15 protein-coding genes are annotated in these 18,844 nt (G+C 64.4%); 5 read left to right on the forward strand and 10 right to left on the reverse strand.

Annotated features, from left to right (window positions below; genetic code table 11):
• Positions 1-268 precede the first annotated feature (268 nt).
• Entirely contained in the window at positions 269-2,932 is a 2,664-nt protein-coding gene (locus tag ACZO3G_RS11700) for a cation-translocating P-type ATPase (protein ID WP_276873330.1), read from the reverse strand.
• 362 nt (positions 2,933-3,294) lie between these two features.
• Between ACZO3G_RS11700 and ACZO3G_RS11705 the strand changes: the two genes are divergently transcribed.
• Positions 3,295-4,551 (forward strand): [Fe-Fe] hydrogenase large subunit C-terminal domain-containing protein, encoded by a 1,257-nt coding sequence (locus ACZO3G_RS11705; protein ID WP_302550133.1) that lies wholly within the window; start codon positions 3,295-3,297, stop codon positions 4,549-4,551.
• 60 nt (positions 4,552-4,611) lie between these two features.
• Here ACZO3G_RS11705 and ACZO3G_RS11710 read toward each other — a convergent pair whose 3' ends face one another.
• Positions 4,612-7,686 (reverse strand): hypothetical protein, encoded by a 3,075-nt coding sequence (locus ACZO3G_RS11710; RefSeq protein ID WP_276873325.1) that lies wholly within the window; start codon positions 7,684-7,686, stop codon positions 4,612-4,614.
• Complete coding sequence (locus tag ACZO3G_RS11715; protein WP_256152017.1) at positions 7,683-9,830, reverse strand: efflux RND transporter permease subunit; 2,148 nt, start codon at positions 9,828-9,830, stop codon at positions 7,683-7,685. The genes ACZO3G_RS11710 and ACZO3G_RS11715 overlap by 4 nt, the downstream gene beginning before the upstream one ends.
• Before the next feature lie 236 nt (positions 9,831-10,066).
• On the opposite strand from ACZO3G_RS11715, the gene ACZO3G_RS11720 reads away from it, so the two are divergent.
• A complete protein-coding gene (locus ACZO3G_RS11720; RefSeq protein ID WP_158595685.1) occupies positions 10,067-11,014 on the forward strand; it encodes a hypothetical protein in 948 nt (315 codons plus the stop codon).
• A 73-nt stretch (positions 11,015-11,087) separates the two neighbouring features.
• On the opposite strand, the gene dhaS is transcribed toward ACZO3G_RS11720, so the two are convergent.
• On the reverse strand, positions 11,088-11,651 hold the full coding sequence (gene dhaS / locus ACZO3G_RS11725; RefSeq protein ID WP_101549614.1) for a dihydroxyacetone kinase transcriptional activator DhaS: 564 nt from the start codon (positions 11,649-11,651) through the stop codon (positions 11,088-11,090).
• Positions 11,652-11,812: 161 nt separating this feature from the next.
• Between dhaS and ACZO3G_RS11730 the strand changes: the two genes are divergently transcribed.
• Positions 11,813-11,974 carry a hypothetical protein gene (locus ACZO3G_RS11730; protein ID WP_172439169.1) on the forward strand — a complete coding sequence of 54 codons (162 nt, stop codon included), beginning with the start codon at positions 11,813-11,815 and terminating at the stop codon, positions 11,972-11,974.
• A gap of 77 nt (positions 11,975-12,051) precedes the next feature.
• Here the strand turns inward: ACZO3G_RS11730 and ACZO3G_RS11735 are convergent, their stop codons facing one another.
• The 5 genes from ACZO3G_RS11735 to ACZO3G_RS11755 form a co-directional block, all read right to left on the reverse strand.
• The gene (locus tag ACZO3G_RS11735) at positions 12,052-13,218 is read right to left on the reverse strand and encodes a cation diffusion facilitator family transporter (protein WP_101549612.1); all 1,167 of its coding nucleotides are present in this window, start codon (positions 13,216-13,218) and stop codon (positions 12,052-12,054) included.
• Between the two features lie 99 nt (positions 13,219-13,317).
• Positions 13,318-13,533 carry a DUF3006 domain-containing protein gene (locus ACZO3G_RS11740; RefSeq protein ID WP_276872554.1) on the reverse strand — a complete coding sequence of 72 codons (216 nt, stop codon included), beginning with the start codon at positions 13,531-13,533 and terminating at the stop codon, positions 13,318-13,320.
• A gap of 11 nt (positions 13,534-13,544) precedes the next feature.
• Complete coding sequence (locus ACZO3G_RS11745; protein ID WP_101549608.1) at positions 13,545-14,162, reverse strand: cytidylate kinase-like family protein; 618 nt, start codon at positions 14,160-14,162, stop codon at positions 13,545-13,547.
• A gap of 205 nt (positions 14,163-14,367) precedes the next feature.
• Entirely contained in the window at positions 14,368-14,571 is a 204-nt protein-coding gene (locus tag ACZO3G_RS11750; protein WP_101549606.1) for a DUF378 domain-containing protein, read from the reverse strand.
• A complete protein-coding gene (locus ACZO3G_RS11755; RefSeq protein ID WP_101549604.1) occupies positions 14,561-14,998 on the reverse strand; it encodes a hypothetical protein in 438 nt (145 codons plus the stop codon). The genes ACZO3G_RS11750 and ACZO3G_RS11755 overlap by 11 nt, the downstream gene beginning before the upstream one ends.
• 169 nt (positions 14,999-15,167) lie before the next feature.
• On the opposite strand from ACZO3G_RS11755, the gene guaA (ACZO3G_RS11760) reads away from it, so the two are divergent.
• Together guaA (ACZO3G_RS11760) and guaA (ACZO3G_RS11765) are read left to right on the forward strand one after the other, a co-directional pair.
• Positions 15,168-16,700: a glutamine-hydrolyzing GMP synthase gene (gene guaA / locus ACZO3G_RS11760; protein ID WP_276872555.1), complete on the forward strand. Its 1,533-nt coding sequence runs from the start codon at positions 15,168-15,170 to the stop codon at positions 16,698-16,700.
• Positions 16,701-16,735: 35 nt separating this feature from the next.
• The gene (guaA, locus tag ACZO3G_RS11765; RefSeq protein WP_276872556.1) at positions 16,736-18,040 is read left to right on the forward strand and encodes a glutamine-hydrolyzing GMP synthase; all 1,305 of its coding nucleotides are present in this window, start codon (positions 16,736-16,738) and stop codon (positions 18,038-18,040) included.
• Between the two features lie 223 nt (positions 18,041-18,263).
• On the opposite strand, the gene ACZO3G_RS11770 is transcribed toward guaA (ACZO3G_RS11765), so the two are convergent.
• Complete coding sequence (locus ACZO3G_RS11770; protein ID WP_486847237.1) at positions 18,264-18,794, reverse strand: helix-turn-helix domain-containing protein; 531 nt, start codon at positions 18,792-18,794, stop codon at positions 18,264-18,266.
• Positions 18,795-18,844: the final 50 nt, after the last annotated feature.

The raw sequence follows: 18,844 nt of genomic DNA on the forward strand, positions 1-18,844 counted from the left end.
CGCCCCCATCTTCTTCAAGTGAGCCCCCCTTGAGCGCCCTTCTTCCGCCGACTTCTTGGGCGCGCAAGAAGTCGGCCCGCCCGCCGGGGCGGGTCCCGGCAATCTTTGCCGCCGAAGGCGGCTCATCTGAAGCGCCCCGGAGGGGTGCGAAAAAGCCTTCCGTCCCCTGGGCGGAAAATCTAAGAAGAAGCTCCGCCGGGCGGCCGTCGGTGGGACACGCCTCCGGCACCAGGCCTGCGGGCCGTCGCAGCGCGGCAGCCTCCGCCGCTCACCGAGCGGCAAATCTCCCAAAAATCCATTTAAAAAGCACCCTGACCTCATGGAAAACGAGCGGCAGCAGCGCGAGCAGCAGCAGGTCGACCCACTCGGTAAAGGAGAGCGCGACGGTGCCGAACGCGGCCGTCAGGAAGGGGACCTCGGTGACGGCGATCTGGAGGCCGACGCCGACGGCGAGGGAAAGGAGCATCGTCCGGTTTTCGAGGTGGTTCATGCGGAAGACGGAGCGGTCGACGTCGCGCATGCCGACGGCGTGGAAAAGCTGGGAGGTGGCGAGCGTCACGAAGGCGTAGGTCTGCGCGTGGATGAGGACGCTGGGGTTTTCCAGCAGCGCGCGGATGCCGCCGAAGGAGATGGGCGCGTCCGCCAAAGTAAGCATCCGGATGGGCGAATAGAGGAAGGCGGCCAGCGTCATCCCGGCGATCACGACGCCGTAAAAGAGGGTGAGCGCGAACCCGCCGTGCGCGAAGAGGCTCTCCTGCGGGTCGCGGGGGCGCTGCTTCATAATGCCGGGGGCCTTGGTGTCCACGCCGAGCGCGAGTCCGGGCAGGCTGTCGGTAATGAGGTTGACCCAGAGGATGTGGATCGCGCGCAGCGGGGCGGCCAGTCCGGCGGCGATCGATACGAACATCGCGATCACCTCGCCGAAGTTGGAGGAGAGCAGGAAGAGCACCGACTTTTTGATGTTGGCGTAGATGCCGCGCCCCTCGCGCACCGCCTTTTCGATGGTGGCGAAGTTGTCGTCGGTGAGCACCATGTCCGCCGCGCCCTTGGCCACGTCGGTGCCGGTGATCCCCATCGCCACGCCGATGTCCGCGGCCTTGAGGGAGGGCGCGTCGTTGACCCCGTCGCCCGTCATCGAGACGATGTGGCCCCGGCTCTTGAGCGCCTTCACGATCATGACCTTATGCTCGGGGGAGACGCGTGCGAACACCCGCAGATCCTCCACCCGCGCGTCAAGCTGTTCCTGGGACATCTCCGCGAGCTCCGCGCCGGTCAGGCACTGCTCCTCCCGCTCGGCGATGCCCAGCTCCTTAGCGATCGCAAGCGCGGTGTCGCGGTGGTCGCCGGTGATCATGACGGTGCGGATGCCCGCGTTTTTGAATTCCCGCACGGCCGCCTTCGCCTCGGGGCGGGGCGGGTCGATCATGCCGGTGAGGCCGACGAAGCAGAGGTGCTCCTCCTCGGCGGCTTCGTTTCCCTCCCGCCGCGCGAGCGCCAGCACCCGCAGTGCGAGCTTTGCCATCTCGCCCGCCGCCGCGAGGATCTCCTCCCGGTCGGCACCGGTCATCGGGCGTTCGGCGCCGTTTTCGAAGATGCGTTCGCACCGGGCGAGCAGGATGTCGGTCGCGCCCTTCGTATAGGAGACGGTTCCCGCGCCGGTTTTGTGCACGGTGGTCATCATCTTGCGGTCGGAGTCGAACGCCTGCTCGCCGACGCGCGGCATCCCGGCTTCAAGCCCTTCCCTGCTCACGCCGAGCGGCGCGCCCATGTCGAGCAGCGCGAGCTCGGTGGGGTCGCCCACCCGCGCGCCGTCCGCGGTGGAGGCGTCGTTGCAGAGCACAAAGCCGGTGACGAACTCCCGGTCGCGGCCGTAGTCGAGTTCGCTTACGCCGCGCAGCACGCCGTCCAGCCAGACCTTGGTGACGGTCATGCGGTTCTGGGTGAGGGTACCCGTCTTGTCCGAGCAGACGACGCTGACCGCGCCGAGCGTCTCGACCGACGGCAGCCGCCGCACGATCGTGTTGACCTTGACCATCCGCTGGACGCCGAGCGCGAGCACGATGGTCACGACGGCGGGCAGGCCCTCGGGGATCGCCGCGACGGCCAGAGAGATGGCGGTCAGCAGCATTTCGGGGATGTCGCGGCGCTGGAGCACCGCGATGCCGAACATCGCCAGGCAGACGACGACCGCCACGACGCCCAGGATCTTGCCGAGGTCGGCCAGCCGCTTCTGGAGCGGGGTGAGCTCCTGCTTCTGCCCGGCGAGCATCGCCGCGATCCGCCCGATCTCGGTGTCCATGCCGGTGGCGGTCACGACCCCCTCGCCCCGCCCATAGGCCACGCTCGTCGAGGAAAAGGCCATATTCACCCGGTCGCCGATGCCCGGCTCCCCCTCGGCCACGAACGCGGCGTCCTTTTCGGCGGGCACCGATTCCCCGGTGAGGGCGCTCTCCTCCACCTTGAGGTTGACCGACTGGAGAAGGCGCAGGTCGGCGGGGACCACCCGTCCGGCCTCGAGCAGCACAATGTCGCCCGGCACGAGGCCGGCGGCGGGCACCTCGGAAAGCCTGCCGTCCCGGCGCACGAGCGCGTTGGGGCTCGAGAGCTTTTTGAGCGCCTCGAGCGCCTGCTCCGCCTTGGCCTCCTGCGTCATGCCGATGACGGCGTTTAAGAGCACAACGAGCAGGATGATCACCGCGTCGGAGACTTCCCGCAGGAAGATGGAGATCGCCGCCGCGGCAAAGAGGATGTAGATCATCGGGTCGTTGAGCTGGGAAAGGAACATCGCGAGCTTCGATTTCCGCTTCTTTTCCGCAAGCTCGTTGGGCCCGTGCTTTTGGAGGCGCGCCGACGCCTCGGCCGCGGTCAGCCCCCTGGCGGGGTCCACGCCGAGCTTCCCGCAGGTCTGCCGGATATCCTTCTGAGTAAACAATTGCCACACTCCCTCAAACTGTTGTCAGGACTATTGTTGTCCGCAGACGATAGAACTATCAAAAAACAGCCGTCCGGATATATGGCCATTTTTATTGCTTCACAATAAAAAAGACCTTCAACATGCCTGCGGCACGCTAAAAGTCTTGTTACCTCACACGGACCCCAGGCCAGGGCTTGCGCCCGCGGTGTTGACCTGGGATTTAAAACGACTCCCTTATTAGCTTATGTCCAGTTTACCGGGGAAATTTTGTTTAGATTGGGATTTTTTATGAAGAAAATGTGAATTCTGCGTCCCTTCCCATTGATGAAACCTTCCGCATTGGATATCCTAAAGGAAGAAACGCAAGGAGTGTGAACGCCATGGCAACCTTCCAGGAGCTCTACCAGACGCTGCTCGCCGCGCAGGCGCGCAGCAACCTGCCCGAAGCGATCAAATACATCCGCACCCAGCAGGACTTCGATCCCAAGCAGCTCGACTGCCTCTTGAATCCCCAAAAGCACCCGCTCGTCTGGCGGACGGGCGAATGCGGCTGCGCGCCCGGCGAGGGCGCGTGCGAACGCGCCTGCTCGTTCGACGCGATCCATTCCGCGCCCGAAGAGGGCGGGCGGGTCGCGATCGACGTGACCCGCTGCGTCGGCTGCTCCGCCTGCATCGACGCGTGCGCCGCCAAAAAGCTCGAGGCGAGCCGGGACGCCGTCGCCGCGATGGAGGCGGTGCGCCGTCACGAGGGCCCCGTCTACGCGCTCGTCGCGCCCGCCTTCATGGGCCAGTTCTCCGAGGCGGTCACGCCCGGCATGCTGCGCAGCGCCTTTTTGCGGCTCGGGTTCGACGGGATGATCGAGGTCGCGCTCTTCGCGGACATCCTCACCCTCAAGGAGGCGCTCGAGTTTGACAAGAACATCACCCGGGAGGGCGACTTCCAGCTCACGAGCTGCTGCTGCCCCCTGTGGATCGCGATGATCCGCAAGATCTACAGCGAGCTGCAGTCCCACCTGCCCGCGTCGGTCTCCCCGATGATCGCCTGCGGCCGTTCGGTCAAGGCGCTGCACCCCGACGCGCTGACCATCTTCGTCGGCCCCTGCATCGCCAAAAAGGCGGAGGCGCGCGAAAAGGACCTCGCGGGCGCGGTCGACTACGTGCTGACCTTCCAGGAGGTGCGGGACATCTTCGCGGCGGCGGGGATCGACCCGGCCAAGCTGGAGGACCGCGAGCGCGACCACTCCTCCCGCGCGGGGCGCATCTACGCGCGCACCGGCGGGGTGAGCGAGGCGGTCCGCTCGACCGTCGAGCGGCTCAACCCCCACCGCAAAATTTCGATGCGCACCCGGCAGGCGGACGGCGTGCCCGGTTGCCGTGCGCTCATTGACGACCTGCTCGCGGGGAAGATCGACGCGAACTTCTTCGAGGGGATGGGCTGCGTGGGTGGCTGTGTGGGCGGCCCCAAGCGGATCATCCCGCGCGAGGAGGGGGAGCGCAACGTGGACGCCTACGGCGGCGACGCGGCCAGCCCCACGCCGATCGACAACCCCTATGTGATCGAGCTGCTCGGCCGGCTGGGATATCCCACGGTGGAAAGCCTGCTCACCGAAAACGACATCTTCTCCCGCAAATTCTGAAAAACACCAGGCGAGGGCCGCGGCAGACGCCGCGGCCCTCGCCTTTTACTCGGTTTCCGCTCAGGTGAAGAGGCCCTTGAGCCAGCCGAAGAAGCCCTGCTTCTCCTCGACGGGGGCGGCCGTCTCCTCGGCGGGTTCGGGGATCTTGACCTCGTCGGTCTTCATGACGAACTTGACGTCGGTGTCGAGGCCCTCGGGCGCGGCGGTGAAGACGCCGTACTCCTTCGAGAGGTCGACGTAGCGGTCCTTGCGTTCGAGCAGCTCGTCGAGGTCGTCGAGCTTTTCGATCGCGCTGTCCGCGGCGCCCTTGTCCTTGAGGCGGTCGAGGGTGGCGATCATGCCGCGGGAGAGGGAAATCTTCTCATCCTGTAGCATGTTGCGCATCGTCTCGGTGATGTCGCGGTGCGCGTCGAGGTCGTCGCGCATCCGGAGCAGCGTGGTGATCGTCTCGGGCGACTCGTGCAGGCTCTTGTGGATGTCGGTGCGCTTCAAATCGCGGCGCAGCGCCTTGATGATCGGGCGGGCGTCGGTAAGGTCGTCGCGCAGGTCGTCGATGTTCTCCACCTCGTCGAGCAGGTTGGTCTCGTCGAGCTTTTTGAGCAGGAGCACGAGCGTCTCCATGTTGTCGGTGTTCTCCTTGAGGTGGCCGAGCATCCTGTCGAGGTACTTCTGCACCTCGGTGCCCTGGAGCTGGCCCGCCATCTGCTCGAGGCCGGGGCCGTACCGGTTCACGTCGTCAAGCAGCTTGAGCAGCTCGTCGGGGCCGATCGCCACGACCAGCTTTTCCATCTGCTCGACCATGCCCTTCATGGCCATCAGCTGCTGGTATTGCTCGGTGGGGACCGGGACCGTGCCGCCGCTGCGCGCGCTGCGGGCGCGCGGCGCGCTTTCGACGATCTCCTTCAGTTCATCGTCGCCCGCCTTGTTCAAATATTCGTCGATCGCGCCGGTCAGCAGATAGTAGCCGGCCGTCGTCCCGGTGATCTCCGCATAGACGTCCATGCGGTCCTCGTCCACCGGCTTCTTCACGGTGTCGTCCACCTTGGAACCGTCGTCGGGCGCGGGAGCGGGGTCCGCGTCCCCGCCGCCTTCGCCGCCCTCGCCGGAGCTGCCGTCCGCGTCGTCCCCGGAGGGGTCGTCCGTGCCGGCGGGCGGGTCCTTCTTCTCTTCCGCGGGAGGCTCTTCGCCCTTCCCGGCGGCTCCCGCGTCCTCCCCGCCGGACGATTCGATGTACTCGGCCAGCACCGCGGTCACGCCCTCCGGTTCGCTGACCACCGGCCCGCTCGCGGCGGGATCGCTTGCGGTCGGCTCGCTCGTCGTGGGCTCACTCGTCGTGGGCTCGCTCGTCGTGGGCTCACTGGTCGTGGGCTCGCTCGTCGTGGGCTCGCTCGTCGTGGGCTCGCTCGTCGTGGGTTCACCGGTCGTGGGCTCGCCGGTCGCGGGCTCGCTCGTCGTGGGTTCGTCTGTGGCCGGCTCGTTTACAGTCGGCTCGCTCGTGACCGGTTCGGCCTTTTTGTCGCCCTCCCTGCGGATCGGGCGGATGTGTCCCGGATCGACGATGTCGCCGTTCGCGCTGGCGCGCACCAGCTCGTCGCGCAGGGTCGGATTCAGCTTGGAGCCGGAGAGGACGTCGTCGAGCTTCCCGGCGGCGTCGGGGTTATTGATGTAGCCCATGACGACCTGCCGCGCCTGCAGGCGGGTCTGCTGCGCCTCCAGCTGGACCTTCATCTGCCGGCAGATCTCCAGGAACTGCTGGAGCGCCTGGAGGCCCTCCCGGTATCCCTCGGGGTCGGAGGCCTGCGCGGTTTTGACGCCCGCGTAGACCGTCTTGAGGTCGTCCAGCAGGGTCTGTAAGCCGCCCTGGTCCGCCTGCGCGATGATCTGGTCGAGCTGCGCCTTGAGCGCCTTGTTCTTTTGCAGCTCGTCGTAGTCGTCCACCAGCTCCTGCAAGCGGTTGGGGCTCAAATCGTCCACGAGGTCGAAGAGGTCGGCGAGATCGTCGTCGTCGAGCAGGGTGCCCATCGCCTTTTCGCTCAGGTCGTGGTCGATGCGGTCGTAGAGGCGGACGTTCTCGTCGGTGACGTATTTGGGCAGGATATCGAGGATATCCTTGTTGAGGTCGTAGAAATCGAAGACGTCGTCGATGATCAGCTTGGCCGCGTCGGTGCGTTCGGGGTCGGTGAGCAGCGAACGGATGTCGCGGTCGGGGTCGAGGGTCTCGAGGTCGTTTTGCATGTCGCGCAGGTCGTAGAGGTCCTGCTCCATGTCGTCGAACTCGTCGCTCTTTTTAAGGTCGTTGAGGTCGGGCAGCTCGGGGGAGGCCGCGATCATGATCGGGCCCATCTCAAAGTCGACGACGTCGGCGGTGACGGTGAACTCCTCGGGGAAGTCGAGGTCGTTCAGTTCCTGGACGCTGTAGCTGTCGAGCGCGAGGCTGTCGCCGAGCCCCGGCAGGCAGACCATCGCGACCACCTGGCTGCTGCCGTCGGTGACGACCGAGCCGTCGCTGACCTTGACGTTGCCGAAGGTGTCGTCCGGGAGGGCCATGCCCGCCGCCACCATGAGCGGCGTGTACATGACGGTCTTTTCCCCGCCGATCTCCACCTCATGCTTCGAGGTGTTTTTGAAGGAGAGGCGGATCTCCAGCCTGCCGGATTTCCCCGCCAGCTCCTGCGGGTCGTACTCCTTCCCGTCGAGCCGGTAGGTGATCTTCACCTCGAGCGGCAGCTCCTTGCCGGTGCGTCCGGTGTAGTAGAGGTCGGTGCCGTCGAGCTGCCAGCTCAGGCGCTCCCCCTCCTGCCGGGGGCCCCGGTCCCCCTTGATGTTCTCGATGTCCTTGAGGTCGGAGACGTCCTCGAAGGTCACGCCGGGCGTGTCGCTGTGCAGCCAGTCGGTGACCACCGTGTCGTAAGGGCGGCCGTTCGGGTCGAGGTTGACGTAGACCGTCTCGCTCTTCTTGGTGCCGATGAGATTCTCCGGCTTCTCCTTTTCCGGTTCCGCCTGGACCTGCGCCGCGGCGGGCTGGGCGGGTTCCTCGGCGGACGCCGCCGCGCAGCCCGAAAGCAGCGTGGAGGCCGCCACCGAAAGGGCGAGCAGCACGCAGAGCGCGCGCAAGGAAAGGTGCATTGGTTTCATATCGATTCCCCCTGTTTCGCATGGAGCTCTTTGAGCCGTTTTCCCAGCCGCTTTCTCGGCTGCGGGGTGATGTCGCTGCGCCAGTTGTGGGAGGTCTTCGCGATGAAGCCCTCGCAGGCGAGCAGCACCGACGGCAGGATGAAGATGCTGACCAGCGCGCTGATGACGGCGCCGCGCGCCAGCATCGAGCAGATGCTCTTGATGATCTCGATTTTCGAGATGAGCGAGACGCCGAAGGTCGCGCAGAAGAAGACCGAGGCGCTCGTGATGATCGATTTGTCCGAGGCGCTCGAGGCGATCTTGATCGCCTCGACGCGCTCATGCCCGTTTTGCAGCTCCTCGCGGAAGCGGGTGGTCATCAGGATGGCGTAGTCGACCGTCGCGCCCAGCTGGATGCAGCCGATGACGATGGGCGACACAAAGGGGATGACCGTCCCGGTCAGGGCCGGGATGCCCTGGTTGATGAAGATCGACAGCTCGATGGCCGCCACGAGGATGACCGGCACGGTGAACGACTTGAAGGTCAGCCCCACGATCACCAGGATCGCCAGCACCGAAAGCACGTTGGTCACCTGGATGTCGACCGTCGTGATGTCCATCAGGTCCTTGGTCATCGCGCCCTCGCCGGTGATCAGCGCGCCGGGGTCGTACCGCTTGGCAATTTCATTCAGCGCCTCGATCTGGGCGTTTTCCTCCTCGCGCGCCGCCTTGTAGCGGGAGTTGATCATGAGCATCTGCTTGCCGTCCTTCTTGCAGATGTCCTTGAGCTCCTGCGGGATGAAATTGTCCGGGATGCCCGGGCCGACGAATTTATTGTAGGCGAGCAGCGCCTCCACCCCGTCGACCTTCTCCATCTCCTTTTCCATCGCGTTCAGCCGGTAGGCGGGGAGGCTGTCGTCGACGATCACGAAGTGTGTGGTCGCCATGTCGAACTCGTCCTTGAGCTTGTTGGTCGCCACGGTCGACGGCAGATCCTCCGGAAGCGACTGGTCGATGTTGTAATAGATCTGCGTCCTGCTCTGCATGATGAGCGCCGGCACGAAGAGCACGAGGAAAATCGCGACAAAGGTCTTTTTGTGGTCGATGATCCAGTCGTTGAGCCTTGTCAGGTCGGGGATGAGCGACCGGTGGCTCCAGCGGTGGATCGGCTTATCGAAGACGAGGATGAGCGAGGGCAGCACGACGAGCACCACGAGGATGCCGATGACGATGCCCTTGGCCATCACGAGCCCGAGGTCGGGCCCGAGCCCGAGGCGCATGGCGCAGAGCGCCAAAAAGCCCGCCACGGTGGTCGTCGACGACCCGGACAGGGAGACGAACGCCCCCTGGATGGCGCTCGCCATCGCGTCCCGCCGGTCCTCGAACCGCTCCTTCTCCTCGTCGTACCGGTCAAAGAGGAAGATCGAGTAGTCCATCGAGACGCCCAGCTGTAAGATCGCGGCGATCGCCTTGGTGATGTAGGAGACCTGCCCCAGAAAGATGTTGGTGCCGAAGTTGTAGGCCACCGCGAAGCCGATGCCCATCAAAAAGACGAAGGGCAAAACAACCGATTCCATCGTGAGCGACATGGCGACGATCGAGAAAACGACCGCCAGCAGCGTGTAGAAGGGCATCTCCTGTTCAACGAGGTCCTTGGTGTCCTTGAGGAAGATCGACACGCCCGCCAAAAAACACCGTTCGTCGCAGAGGGCGCGCACCTCGTCGATCGCCCGCAGCGTCTCGTTGGAGGCGCCGGGGTGCTCGAACTGGACGATGATCATCGTTGAATCCTTCGCCTTTTCGCTGTAGAAGATATCCTTGATCTCGTCCGGGAGGATCTCCTTGGGGACGCTGATGTCGAGCATGCTGGAGATCCACATCGCGTCGCTCACACCGGGGACCTCCTCGATCGCGTCCCGCAGCTTTTCCACGTCGCGCGCGGGCATCCCCTCGACGACCAGCATCGCGGTCGCCGCGCTGTGGAAGGTGTCCTCGAGAACCGCCTGCCCCTGCGAGGAATCGAGCTCTTCGGGCAGGTAGGAGAGGATATCGTAGTTGACGCGGGTGTTGATCGCGCCGTACAGGCTGGGCAGGAGCAGCAGCAGCGCGAGAAGGATGATCGTCTTTGGCGAGCGCGTGAGCGCCCGCGCAAATTTCTTGAGCAAGCCAAAACCCCCTCATTCCATGCGGGAAGCGCCAAGCCGCGCCTCCCCTTCTTAAACCATACCCAATATATCACCCGGCCGGCGCGATGTAATTAGACAGATTTTTCATCTGTCTAAAAATACGACACCTCCCCCGAACTGTCGTTTTTTTTGACAAATCCGCTTTTTGTCTATACCGCGGCCGGCATCGGGCGGATATAATAAAGTCGGAAAACACTCTTGAGGAGGCCGCGGACATGGAATTTCAGCACCGGATGCTGCGCGCGGTGGTGGCCGGGATCGTCGACAAGGCGCTGCGCGACCTTCCGCGCGACCCGAAGCGCAGCCTGCGCAACCTCGTGGACCTCGGGGACAGCTGCGCGAAGGGCCCGCAGCAGAAGCTCTTTTTCGCGCGGGCGCACGCCGCGCTGCAAAGCCCCGCCTCCCCCTATTACCAGCTTGCCGCGGACGCCGTCAACTGGGTGGACCCGCGCGCCCTGCGCGCGATGGGGGTCAACCTTGGCGCGTCGGGGCTCACCTGGGGAGTCGGACGGCTCCGCCAGGAGGAGGCCGCGCGGGGCGGGCACCTGCCCTGGATGCTCCTGCTCGACGGGCCCGCCCGGGCGGATTCCCCCGTCCCGCGCGAGGCGAACGCCCTCGGCTGCTATACCTTCGTGCTGCGCGGCGCCGACGCGCGGGAGGCCTGCGCGCTCGCCGCGCGCTGGCCCGAGAGCGCCTTCTTCGCCGAGCTGCCCGCCGCGCAGATCACCCCCGAGACCGCCGCCCTGCTTGAAAAGGCCCCCAACCTCGCCGTCTCGGTCGACGTCACGCCCGAAACGGACGCCTCCGAGGCCTTCGGGCTCCTGCACGCGGCCCGCAGGTTCTACGGCTTCGCGGCCGCCTGCACCTCCCGGACCGCCGACGCCCTGCTGGACGGGGCGTTCCTCGACCGGATGCGCGCCGGGCACTGCCTCTACGGCTGCTTTCGCTGCCCCACCGGGGAGCCCGCCCTCGAGGACAGGCTCTGCCGGACGGTGAACGGCGACCGCGGCCGCCGCAAGGGGCGTCCGCTGCTGCTCATCGACTTCCGCCGCGACGTGCAGTCCGTCGCCGAGGCGGTCTCCCCGGGAAGCCGCGCGCTGCGCGTCAACCCCGCGCTGCCGCTCGGCCCGCAGCTCTCCCCGCGATCGGAAAACGTGATCTGAACGGCAAAACGCCCGGCATCCTTTCGGATGCCGGGCGTTTCCGGTTCGCGTCCGCCGGTCTGCCGGCGGACGCTTATTCCTTCTTATATTTTTCCAGCGCGTAATGGATGCTCGCGTCGGTCATCTCCTTGACCCGCAGGATGTAGCCGTCCGGCTCCTCCTTCATGCCGTGCCGTGCCCATTTCATGATGAGCCCCACGAACGCGAACGCGTAGAAATCGGCGATGAATTCGAGGTCCTCCTCGCCGATCGGGCTTTCTCCGAGCAGCTCCTCCGCGAGCGACCGGACCAGCCCCCGGGCAAATTCCAGCAGGTACTCCTGGAAGGAGTTCTGCCCCGGCGTGCTCAGGGCGTTGATGTAAAAGCGCTTGTTGTCCCGCATGTAGCGGCAGAGCGCGCCCAGGCCGTCGGTCCAGTGGGCGCGGTCGGAAAAGCTGCTCATGAGCTTGACCGTCTCGGTATAGTAAATCCAGTTGACAAGCTCGTATTTGTCCTTGAAGTGGTAGTAGAAGGTCTGGCGGTTTACCCCGCAGTTGGAGGTGATGTCCCCCACCGAGATCTTTGAAAGCGGCTCCCGCTCCATCAGCTCCTTGATGGACGCGGCCAGCGCCTGCTTGGTGATCATTGAATCCGCCATGCCATCCCCCCTTTGCCGCCTTTCGGGACGCCTCTATTCTAATACAAATCCTTCCGGTTTGCAACCGTGGGCGGGAAGCTTCCGCGTCCCTTGCGCCGCGCGGTGAAATGTGCTAAACTGGGGAAAACCCGGCGCCCGGGCGGGCGGAAGGAGGCGGACGGATGAGTTTGAGCAGCGAGCCGGTCCGGCGGGAGGACGACCTCCTGCGGATGATCGACGAAGGCATCGCCGCGCTTGAGACGGACGAGGAGTTCTCCAAAACGGTGCAGGCGATCGGCGAATTTTGCAGCCGGAATGAAAAACCGGACCCGGAGGAGCCCTGAACGGGCCACTCCGGGAAAAGAGGCGGACGCTCCAAACGGAGCGCCCGCCTCTTTTTCATTTTGCCAACGCGCGCGGCTCAGATGAACGCCTGCTCGACGCGGATGACCGCGAAGTATTTTGAATCGATCGCCTGCACCCCCTCGCGCACCCGCTGGGCAACCTGCGCGTCGCTCAGGCGGAAGCGGTGGGGCACCGTCACGTCGAAGATCAGGTTGGTGTGGGTGACGCCGTTCACCATGCGGAAGTCGTGGATCGAGATCGACGGGTCGATCCCGCGCACCATCTCCTCCACACGCTCCCGCAGCGCGCCGATCTCGCCGTGGTCGACGGCGACGGGGTCCATATGGATGGTCACGTCGCAGCCGAACTTGTGCCGCAGCTCCAGCTCGATGACGTCCACCGCGTCGTGCATGGTCAAAATGTCCGCGTTGCAGGGCATCTCGGCGTGCAGCGAGATGATCCGCCGGCCCGGCCCGTAATCGTGCACGATGAGGTCGTGCACCCCTGACACCTCGTCATGGGCGAGCACCGTCTCCTCGATCTGCCGGACGAACGCGGCGTCCGGGGCCTGTCCGAGCAGAGGGGAGAGGCTGTCGCGCGCGGTGGTCCAGCCGGTATAGAGGATGAAGAGAGCCACAAGCATGCCGATCCAGCCGTCGATGTTAAGCTTGGCAAAGTAGCTGACGGCGATCCCGAGTACGACCGCGGAGGTCGCGACCGCGTCGGTGAGGCTGTCCATGGCGGTCGCTTTCATCGCGGTGGAGCCGAGCCGGCTGCCGAGCGAGCGGTTGAACCAGCACATCCACAGCTTGACGGCGATCGAGAGGAGCAGGATGACCACCGACACGGCGCTGAACGACACCGCCTCGGGGCGCAGGATCTTCGCGATCGAACCGCGCGCCAGCTCGACCCCGACGAGCAGGATGGCCATCGACACGGCCAGCCCCGAGACGTACTCGATCCGCCCGTGCCCGAAGGGGTGCTCGCTGTCCGAGGGGGCGCAGGCCATCTTGAAGCCGACGAGGGTCACGACCGACGAGCCCGCGTCGGAGAGGTTGTTGAAGGCGTCCGCCACGATCGCGATCGACGAGGTGAGCCACCCGGCGGCCGCCTTGGCCGCGAAGAGGCAGAGGTTGAGGACGATCCCCACCACGCCCGAAAAAACGCCGTACCGTCCGCGCACCTCCGGGTCCTCCACCCGGTCGCTGTCCCGCACGAAGCGGCGCAGCAAAAAGTTGATCATATCCCATTCATCCAATCCGTGCAAATTGCGGGCCCGCCGGGGCCCGCGGCTGAAAAGGGGCGGGCCGCGACCCGCGCGTCCCGCCCCGACATAACCGGTTTATTTTTCCCAGAGGGCCTCCATCTTTTCGCGGATGCGGGCGCGCCGCGCGGCGGTCGCCTCCGCGTCGACCTTGAATTCGCCGATCTCATGGACGACGATGTCGCCCTCCCCCGCCTCGCGGGGCAGGCGCGCGCGCTCGACGCCGATCGTCTCGCCGTTTTCCGCCTCCAGGATGGCAAAATTCCCCTCGAGCCGGTCGATGCTGTACCGCATGGGTATTTCGTTCACTTCCTCATGGCCGCAAAGCTTTTGATCAGCTCCACCGCGTCCCCGGTGGACAACAGGCTGCTGTCGAACGAGAGGTGGTAGCTGCCGATCTCCCCCCACTTTTTGTCCGAGTAGGAGTTATAATACGCGGCGCGTTTTTTATCGATTTTGGAGATCATGTCCTTGGCCTCGCCGCCGCTCATCTCATAGAGCCGCTTGACCCGCTCGACGCGGTACTGGAGCGGCGCGTGGATGAACACGTTGAGGCAGTCCGGCTCGTCGCGCAGCGCGTAATCGGCGCAGCGCCCGACGATGACGCAGTCGCGCTCCCGGACGATCTTGCGGATCGCGTCGAACTGCGCCAGAAACAGCTTCTGGTTGATCGGGACATGGTCCACGCCCATCAGATTCCCCATGGAATACGGATTGACCGACATGGAATAGAGCAGGCTGCTGACCGGTTTTTCATCGTTGCTTTCAAACAGGTCCCTGCTGATGCCGCTTTCCTTCGCCGCAACCTCGAGCAGCTCCTTGTCGTAGAACTCCACGCCGAGGGAATCCGCCAGCGCCTTCCCGATCTCCCGGCCGCCGCTGCCAAACTCTCTCCCGATGGTCACGATCACCCGTTTCGCCATGACAACCGCTCCTTTCCCGCCCATTTTACACAGGCCGTACGCATTGCCTTTGCCGTACTATTATTATACGCTTTCCGCGGTGATTTTTCAACCTTCGGGGACCCCGGCGGGCAGATTTTCCGGCCGCGCCCTCCGGTTTTTCACGGCCGGGCGGCGGCGAAAATAAAAAAGCGGCGGTAAAACCGCCGCTTTTTTGGGGCCGCCGTCAGACCGCGTCGCGCGTTTCGGGGCGGAAGAGGAGCGAAATGCACCAGATCGCGCCGAGGGCGACGAGGGTATAGATGATGCGGCTGAAGATGCTTGCCGAGCCTCCGAAAAGCCATGCGACCGCGTCAATCTGGAAGATGCCGATCAGGCCCCAGTTGATGCCGCCGATGATGGTCAGGATCAGCGCAATTTTATTGATCAAACCAGTCAACCTCCTTGATCAGTGGGGACGCGCCGTTATCAGTCTGCCCGGAAAAATCGGGATTTATGCACCGGATGCGGGGAGCCTCTCCGGGCGCGTCCTCTTCGGAGGAAAGCGCCGTGAAACCGACGGCGGCGGACCTCGCCGCGAAGACCGCCACGCGGTCCACCTCCGAACGCTTCAGCACCCGGTAGGGCGCCAGCGGCGCGCCCTCATAGAAGAGGACCGCGCGGTCCCCCTCGGGCGCGAGAGTCACCGCCAGCGCCTCAAACGGGCCGGTCTCCCGCTCGATGGCCGCCGCGTCGAGCCGGTAGGGGCCGCCCTCGGGCAGCGTCACAATCCGCTGCCCGCCCGCGGCGTACACCCGCATCGAGCAGAGCATCGCCATGCCCAGCGCGAGCACCGCGGCCGCAATCAGCCGTTTCATTTCGCCATCCCTCCTTTGACCGTCTTTTTTTCCGCGCCCGCGCCGGTTTTGCCCGGCACGGCGCGCAGGCAGGAACAATCGTTTCCTTGCCGCTTGTATTTTGCGTCTTTTTGTGGCAAAATAAACGTATTCCCGCAGGTATCTGATAAAAAAGGATTGATGAACCCATATGAACCACCAGACGGTCGTGATCCTCGACTTCGGCGGGCAGTATAACCAGCTGATCGCCCGCCGGGTCCGCGAGTGCGCGGTCTACTGCGAGGTGCTCCCCAGCCAGACCCCGCTTGCGGAGGTCTTCGCGAAAAATCCCATCGGCATCATTTTTACGGGCGGCCCCAACAGCGTCTACGAGGAAGATTCCCCCCACATCGACCCGGCGGTCTTTGAACGGGGCGTCCCCGTGCTGGGCATCTGCTACGGCATCCAGCTGATGGCCCACACCCTCGGCGGGCATGTCACCAGCCCCGATTCGCGCGAGTACGGCAAGACGGTTACATACTACGACACCTCCTGCCCCCTCTTCGCGGAGCTTCCGGAAAAAGGCGTCTCGTGGATGAGCCACACCGACTATATCGACCGGCTGCCCGAGGGCTTTACCGCCGCGGCGCACACCGATTGCTGCCCCACCGCCGCGATGCAGAACCCCGAAAAAAAGCTCTACGGCCTACAGATGCACCCCGAGGTGCTCCATACGGAAAACGGCGTCGCCATGCTCCATAACTTCCTCTACCGGGTGTGCGGCGCGAAGGGCGACTGGACGATGGGCGACTATGCCCGCAGCACGGTCGCGTCCCTGCGCGAAAAGATCGGGGACGGCAAGGTGCTGCTCGGGCTCTCGGGCGGCGTGGACAGCTCGGTCGCGGCCGCGCTGCTCTCCCGCGCGGTCGGCGGCCAGCTCACCTGCATCTTCGTCGACCACGGCCTCATGCGCAAAAACGAGGGGGACGAGGTCGAGGAGGCTTTCCGCGGGCATGACCTCAACTTTGTCCGCGTCGACGCGCGCGACCGCTTCCTCGATAAGCTCGCGGGCGTGACCGACCCCGAGCGGAAGCGCAAGATCATCGGCGAGGAGTTCATCCGCGTCTTTGAGGCGGAGGCCAAAAAGCTCGGGCGGGTCGACTACCTCGCGCAGGGCACCATCTATCCCGACGTGATCGAATCGGGCACGGGGGACGCCGCGACGATCAAAAGCCACCACAATGTCGGCGGACTTCCCGATTACGTCGATTTCAAGGAGATCATCGAGCCGCTGCGGCTGCTCTTCAAGGACGAGACCCGCGCCCTCGGCAGGGAACTCGGCCTGCCCGGTTACCTCGTCGACCGCCAGCCCTTCCCCGGCCCCGGGCTCGCCGTGCGCATCGTCGGCGAAATCACCCGCGAAAAGGTCGCGGTTCTGCAGGACGCCGACTGGATCTTCCGCGAGGAGATCGCCCGGGCGGGACTGGAGAAGGAGGTCCACCAGTATTTCGCGGTGCTCACCGACATGCGGTCGGTCGGCGTCATGGGGGACGGGCGCACCTACGACTACACCGTCGCGCTGCGCGGCGTCACCACCACCGACTTCATGACCGCCGACTGGGCGCGCATCCCCTACGAGGTGCTCGACCTCGTCAGCCGCCGGATCGTCAACGAGGTGCGCGGCATCAACCGGATCGTCTACGATATCACATCCAAGCCGCCCGCGACCATCGAATGGCTCTGAGGCCGGCTCGGCAGGACATGGGAGGAAAACAGCATATGCAGCAGGACATGATCGTTATTCTGGACCTTGGAAGCACCGAAAATACCGTCCTCGCGCGGGCCGTCCGCGACCTGGGCGTCTACAGCGAAATCTACCCGCACGACATCACGCCGGACGAGCTGCGCGCGCTGCCAAACGTGCGCGGCATCCTCCTGAACGGCGGCCCCAACCGGGTGGTGGACGGCGCGCCCGTCGACGTCGACCCCGTAGTCTATTCGCTCGGCATCCCGACCCTTTCCGCCGACCATCCCACGGCGCGCGGCGAGGCCCTGCCCCATTGGCCGAAGGATCCCGCCGCGCTGACGGAGCTGCTTCGCGGGTTCGTCTTTGACACCTGCAAGGCGCAGGCCAACTGGAACATGGAAAACTTCATCGCCGACCAGATCGAGCTCGTCCGCAAACAGGTCGGCTCCCGCAAGGTGCTGCTCGCCCTCTCGGGCGGCGTGGACAGCTCGGTCGTGGCCGCGCTGCTGCTGCGCGCCATCGGCGACCAGCTCACCTGCGTGCACGTCAACCACGGGCTGCTCCGCAAAGGGGAGCCGGAACAGGTCGTGCGCGTCTTCCGCGACGAATTGGGCGCGAACCTCGTCTACGTCGACGCGAGCGAACGGTTTTTGGGCAAGCTGGCAGGGGTCGCGGACCCCGAGCAGAAACGCAAGATCATCGGCGCGGAGTTCATCCGCGTCTTCGAGGAGGAGGCCCGCAAGCTCAAGGGGATCGACTTCCTCGCGCAGGGCACCATCTATCCCGATATCGTCGAGAGCGGCACCAAGACCGCCAAGATGGTAAAGAGCCACCACAATGTCGGCGGCCTGCCCGACGACCTCGCGTTTGAGCTCGTTGAGCCGCTCCGCCAGCTCTTCAAGGACGAGGTGCGCGCCTGCGGCACCGCCCTCGGCCTGCCCGACGCCATGGTCTACCGCCAGCCCTTCCCCGGCCCCGGACTTGGGGTGCGCTGCCTCGGCGCGATTACCCGCGAGCGCCTCGAGGCGGTGCGCGAATCGGACGCGATCCTCCGCGAGGAGTTCCATGCCGCCGGGCTCGAAAATACCGTCTGGCAGTATTTCACCGTCGTCCCCGATTTTAAATCGGTCGGCGTGAAAAACAACGCGCGCTGCTTCGAGTACCCGGTCATCCTGCGCGCGATCAACACGATCGACGCGATGACCGCAGACGTCGAGCAGGTGCCCTGGCCGGTGCTCATGAAGATCACAAACCGCATCCTGAAGGAAGTGCCGGGGGTCAACCGCGTCTGCTACGACCTCTCCCCCAAGCCGCCCGCGACGATCGAGTGGGAATGAGAAAAAAGTGAACATGATGGGCTGAAAAGCCTTGAAAACACTCACTTTTTGAAAATCTCATTTCCTCTTTGATAGCAAAATGATAGCAGATACTAAAGCCATTTTGTTTGTTCTTGTTTTAGCGAGCGAATGGTTTACAGGTTTGCTATCGCATCCAATCCTATATTGAGAGCGAAAAAGGCTCTGCTGACTTTCTGTAAAAGAAGGTCGGCAGAGCCTTTTGTTATTCTTCGCTATGTTCCTTGAGATCAGCAAGGAGCAGATCATTCAGCTCCTGCGACGGCGTGATCTTGTGCCACTGACCGGAGGTGTTGAGTTCAGGGTAGCGGTAGCGCCAGCGGTCATATTCTTCTTTGGTAATCTCCCCCGCTTTCAGCTTGGCGGCAACTGCACCCCATGCGGAAAGCATCCTGTGAAGCTCCGCTGCGTCGCGTCCTTTGTGGATATGAACGCGCAGATGCACCTCATCCTCACACTCGCAGACCTCAAGACCGTAACGGTCTTCCAGCGTGAACAGCGTGTGCATCAGCCCCACATAGGAGTCAATGTCCGGTACATCCAGCGCCTTGGGCGAAACGTCAAGCGCCTGTGCCAGCGCAGCGGTCACGTCCGCTTTGGGCGTTCTGGAACCATTCTCGTACTGCGCAAGGCGAACATCTGCGGATTTCTCCGGGAAGCCCAGCGCCATACCGAGATATTTCTGTGTCATGCCCCGCATCGTGCGGAAAAAGTGGATGCGTTCACCAATCGCCATAATAGCCATCTCCTGTGTCGGTTGTCTTTGATAACGAGTATAGCAGATAT

It is taken from the genome of Anaerotruncus sp., assembly GCF_057433415.1.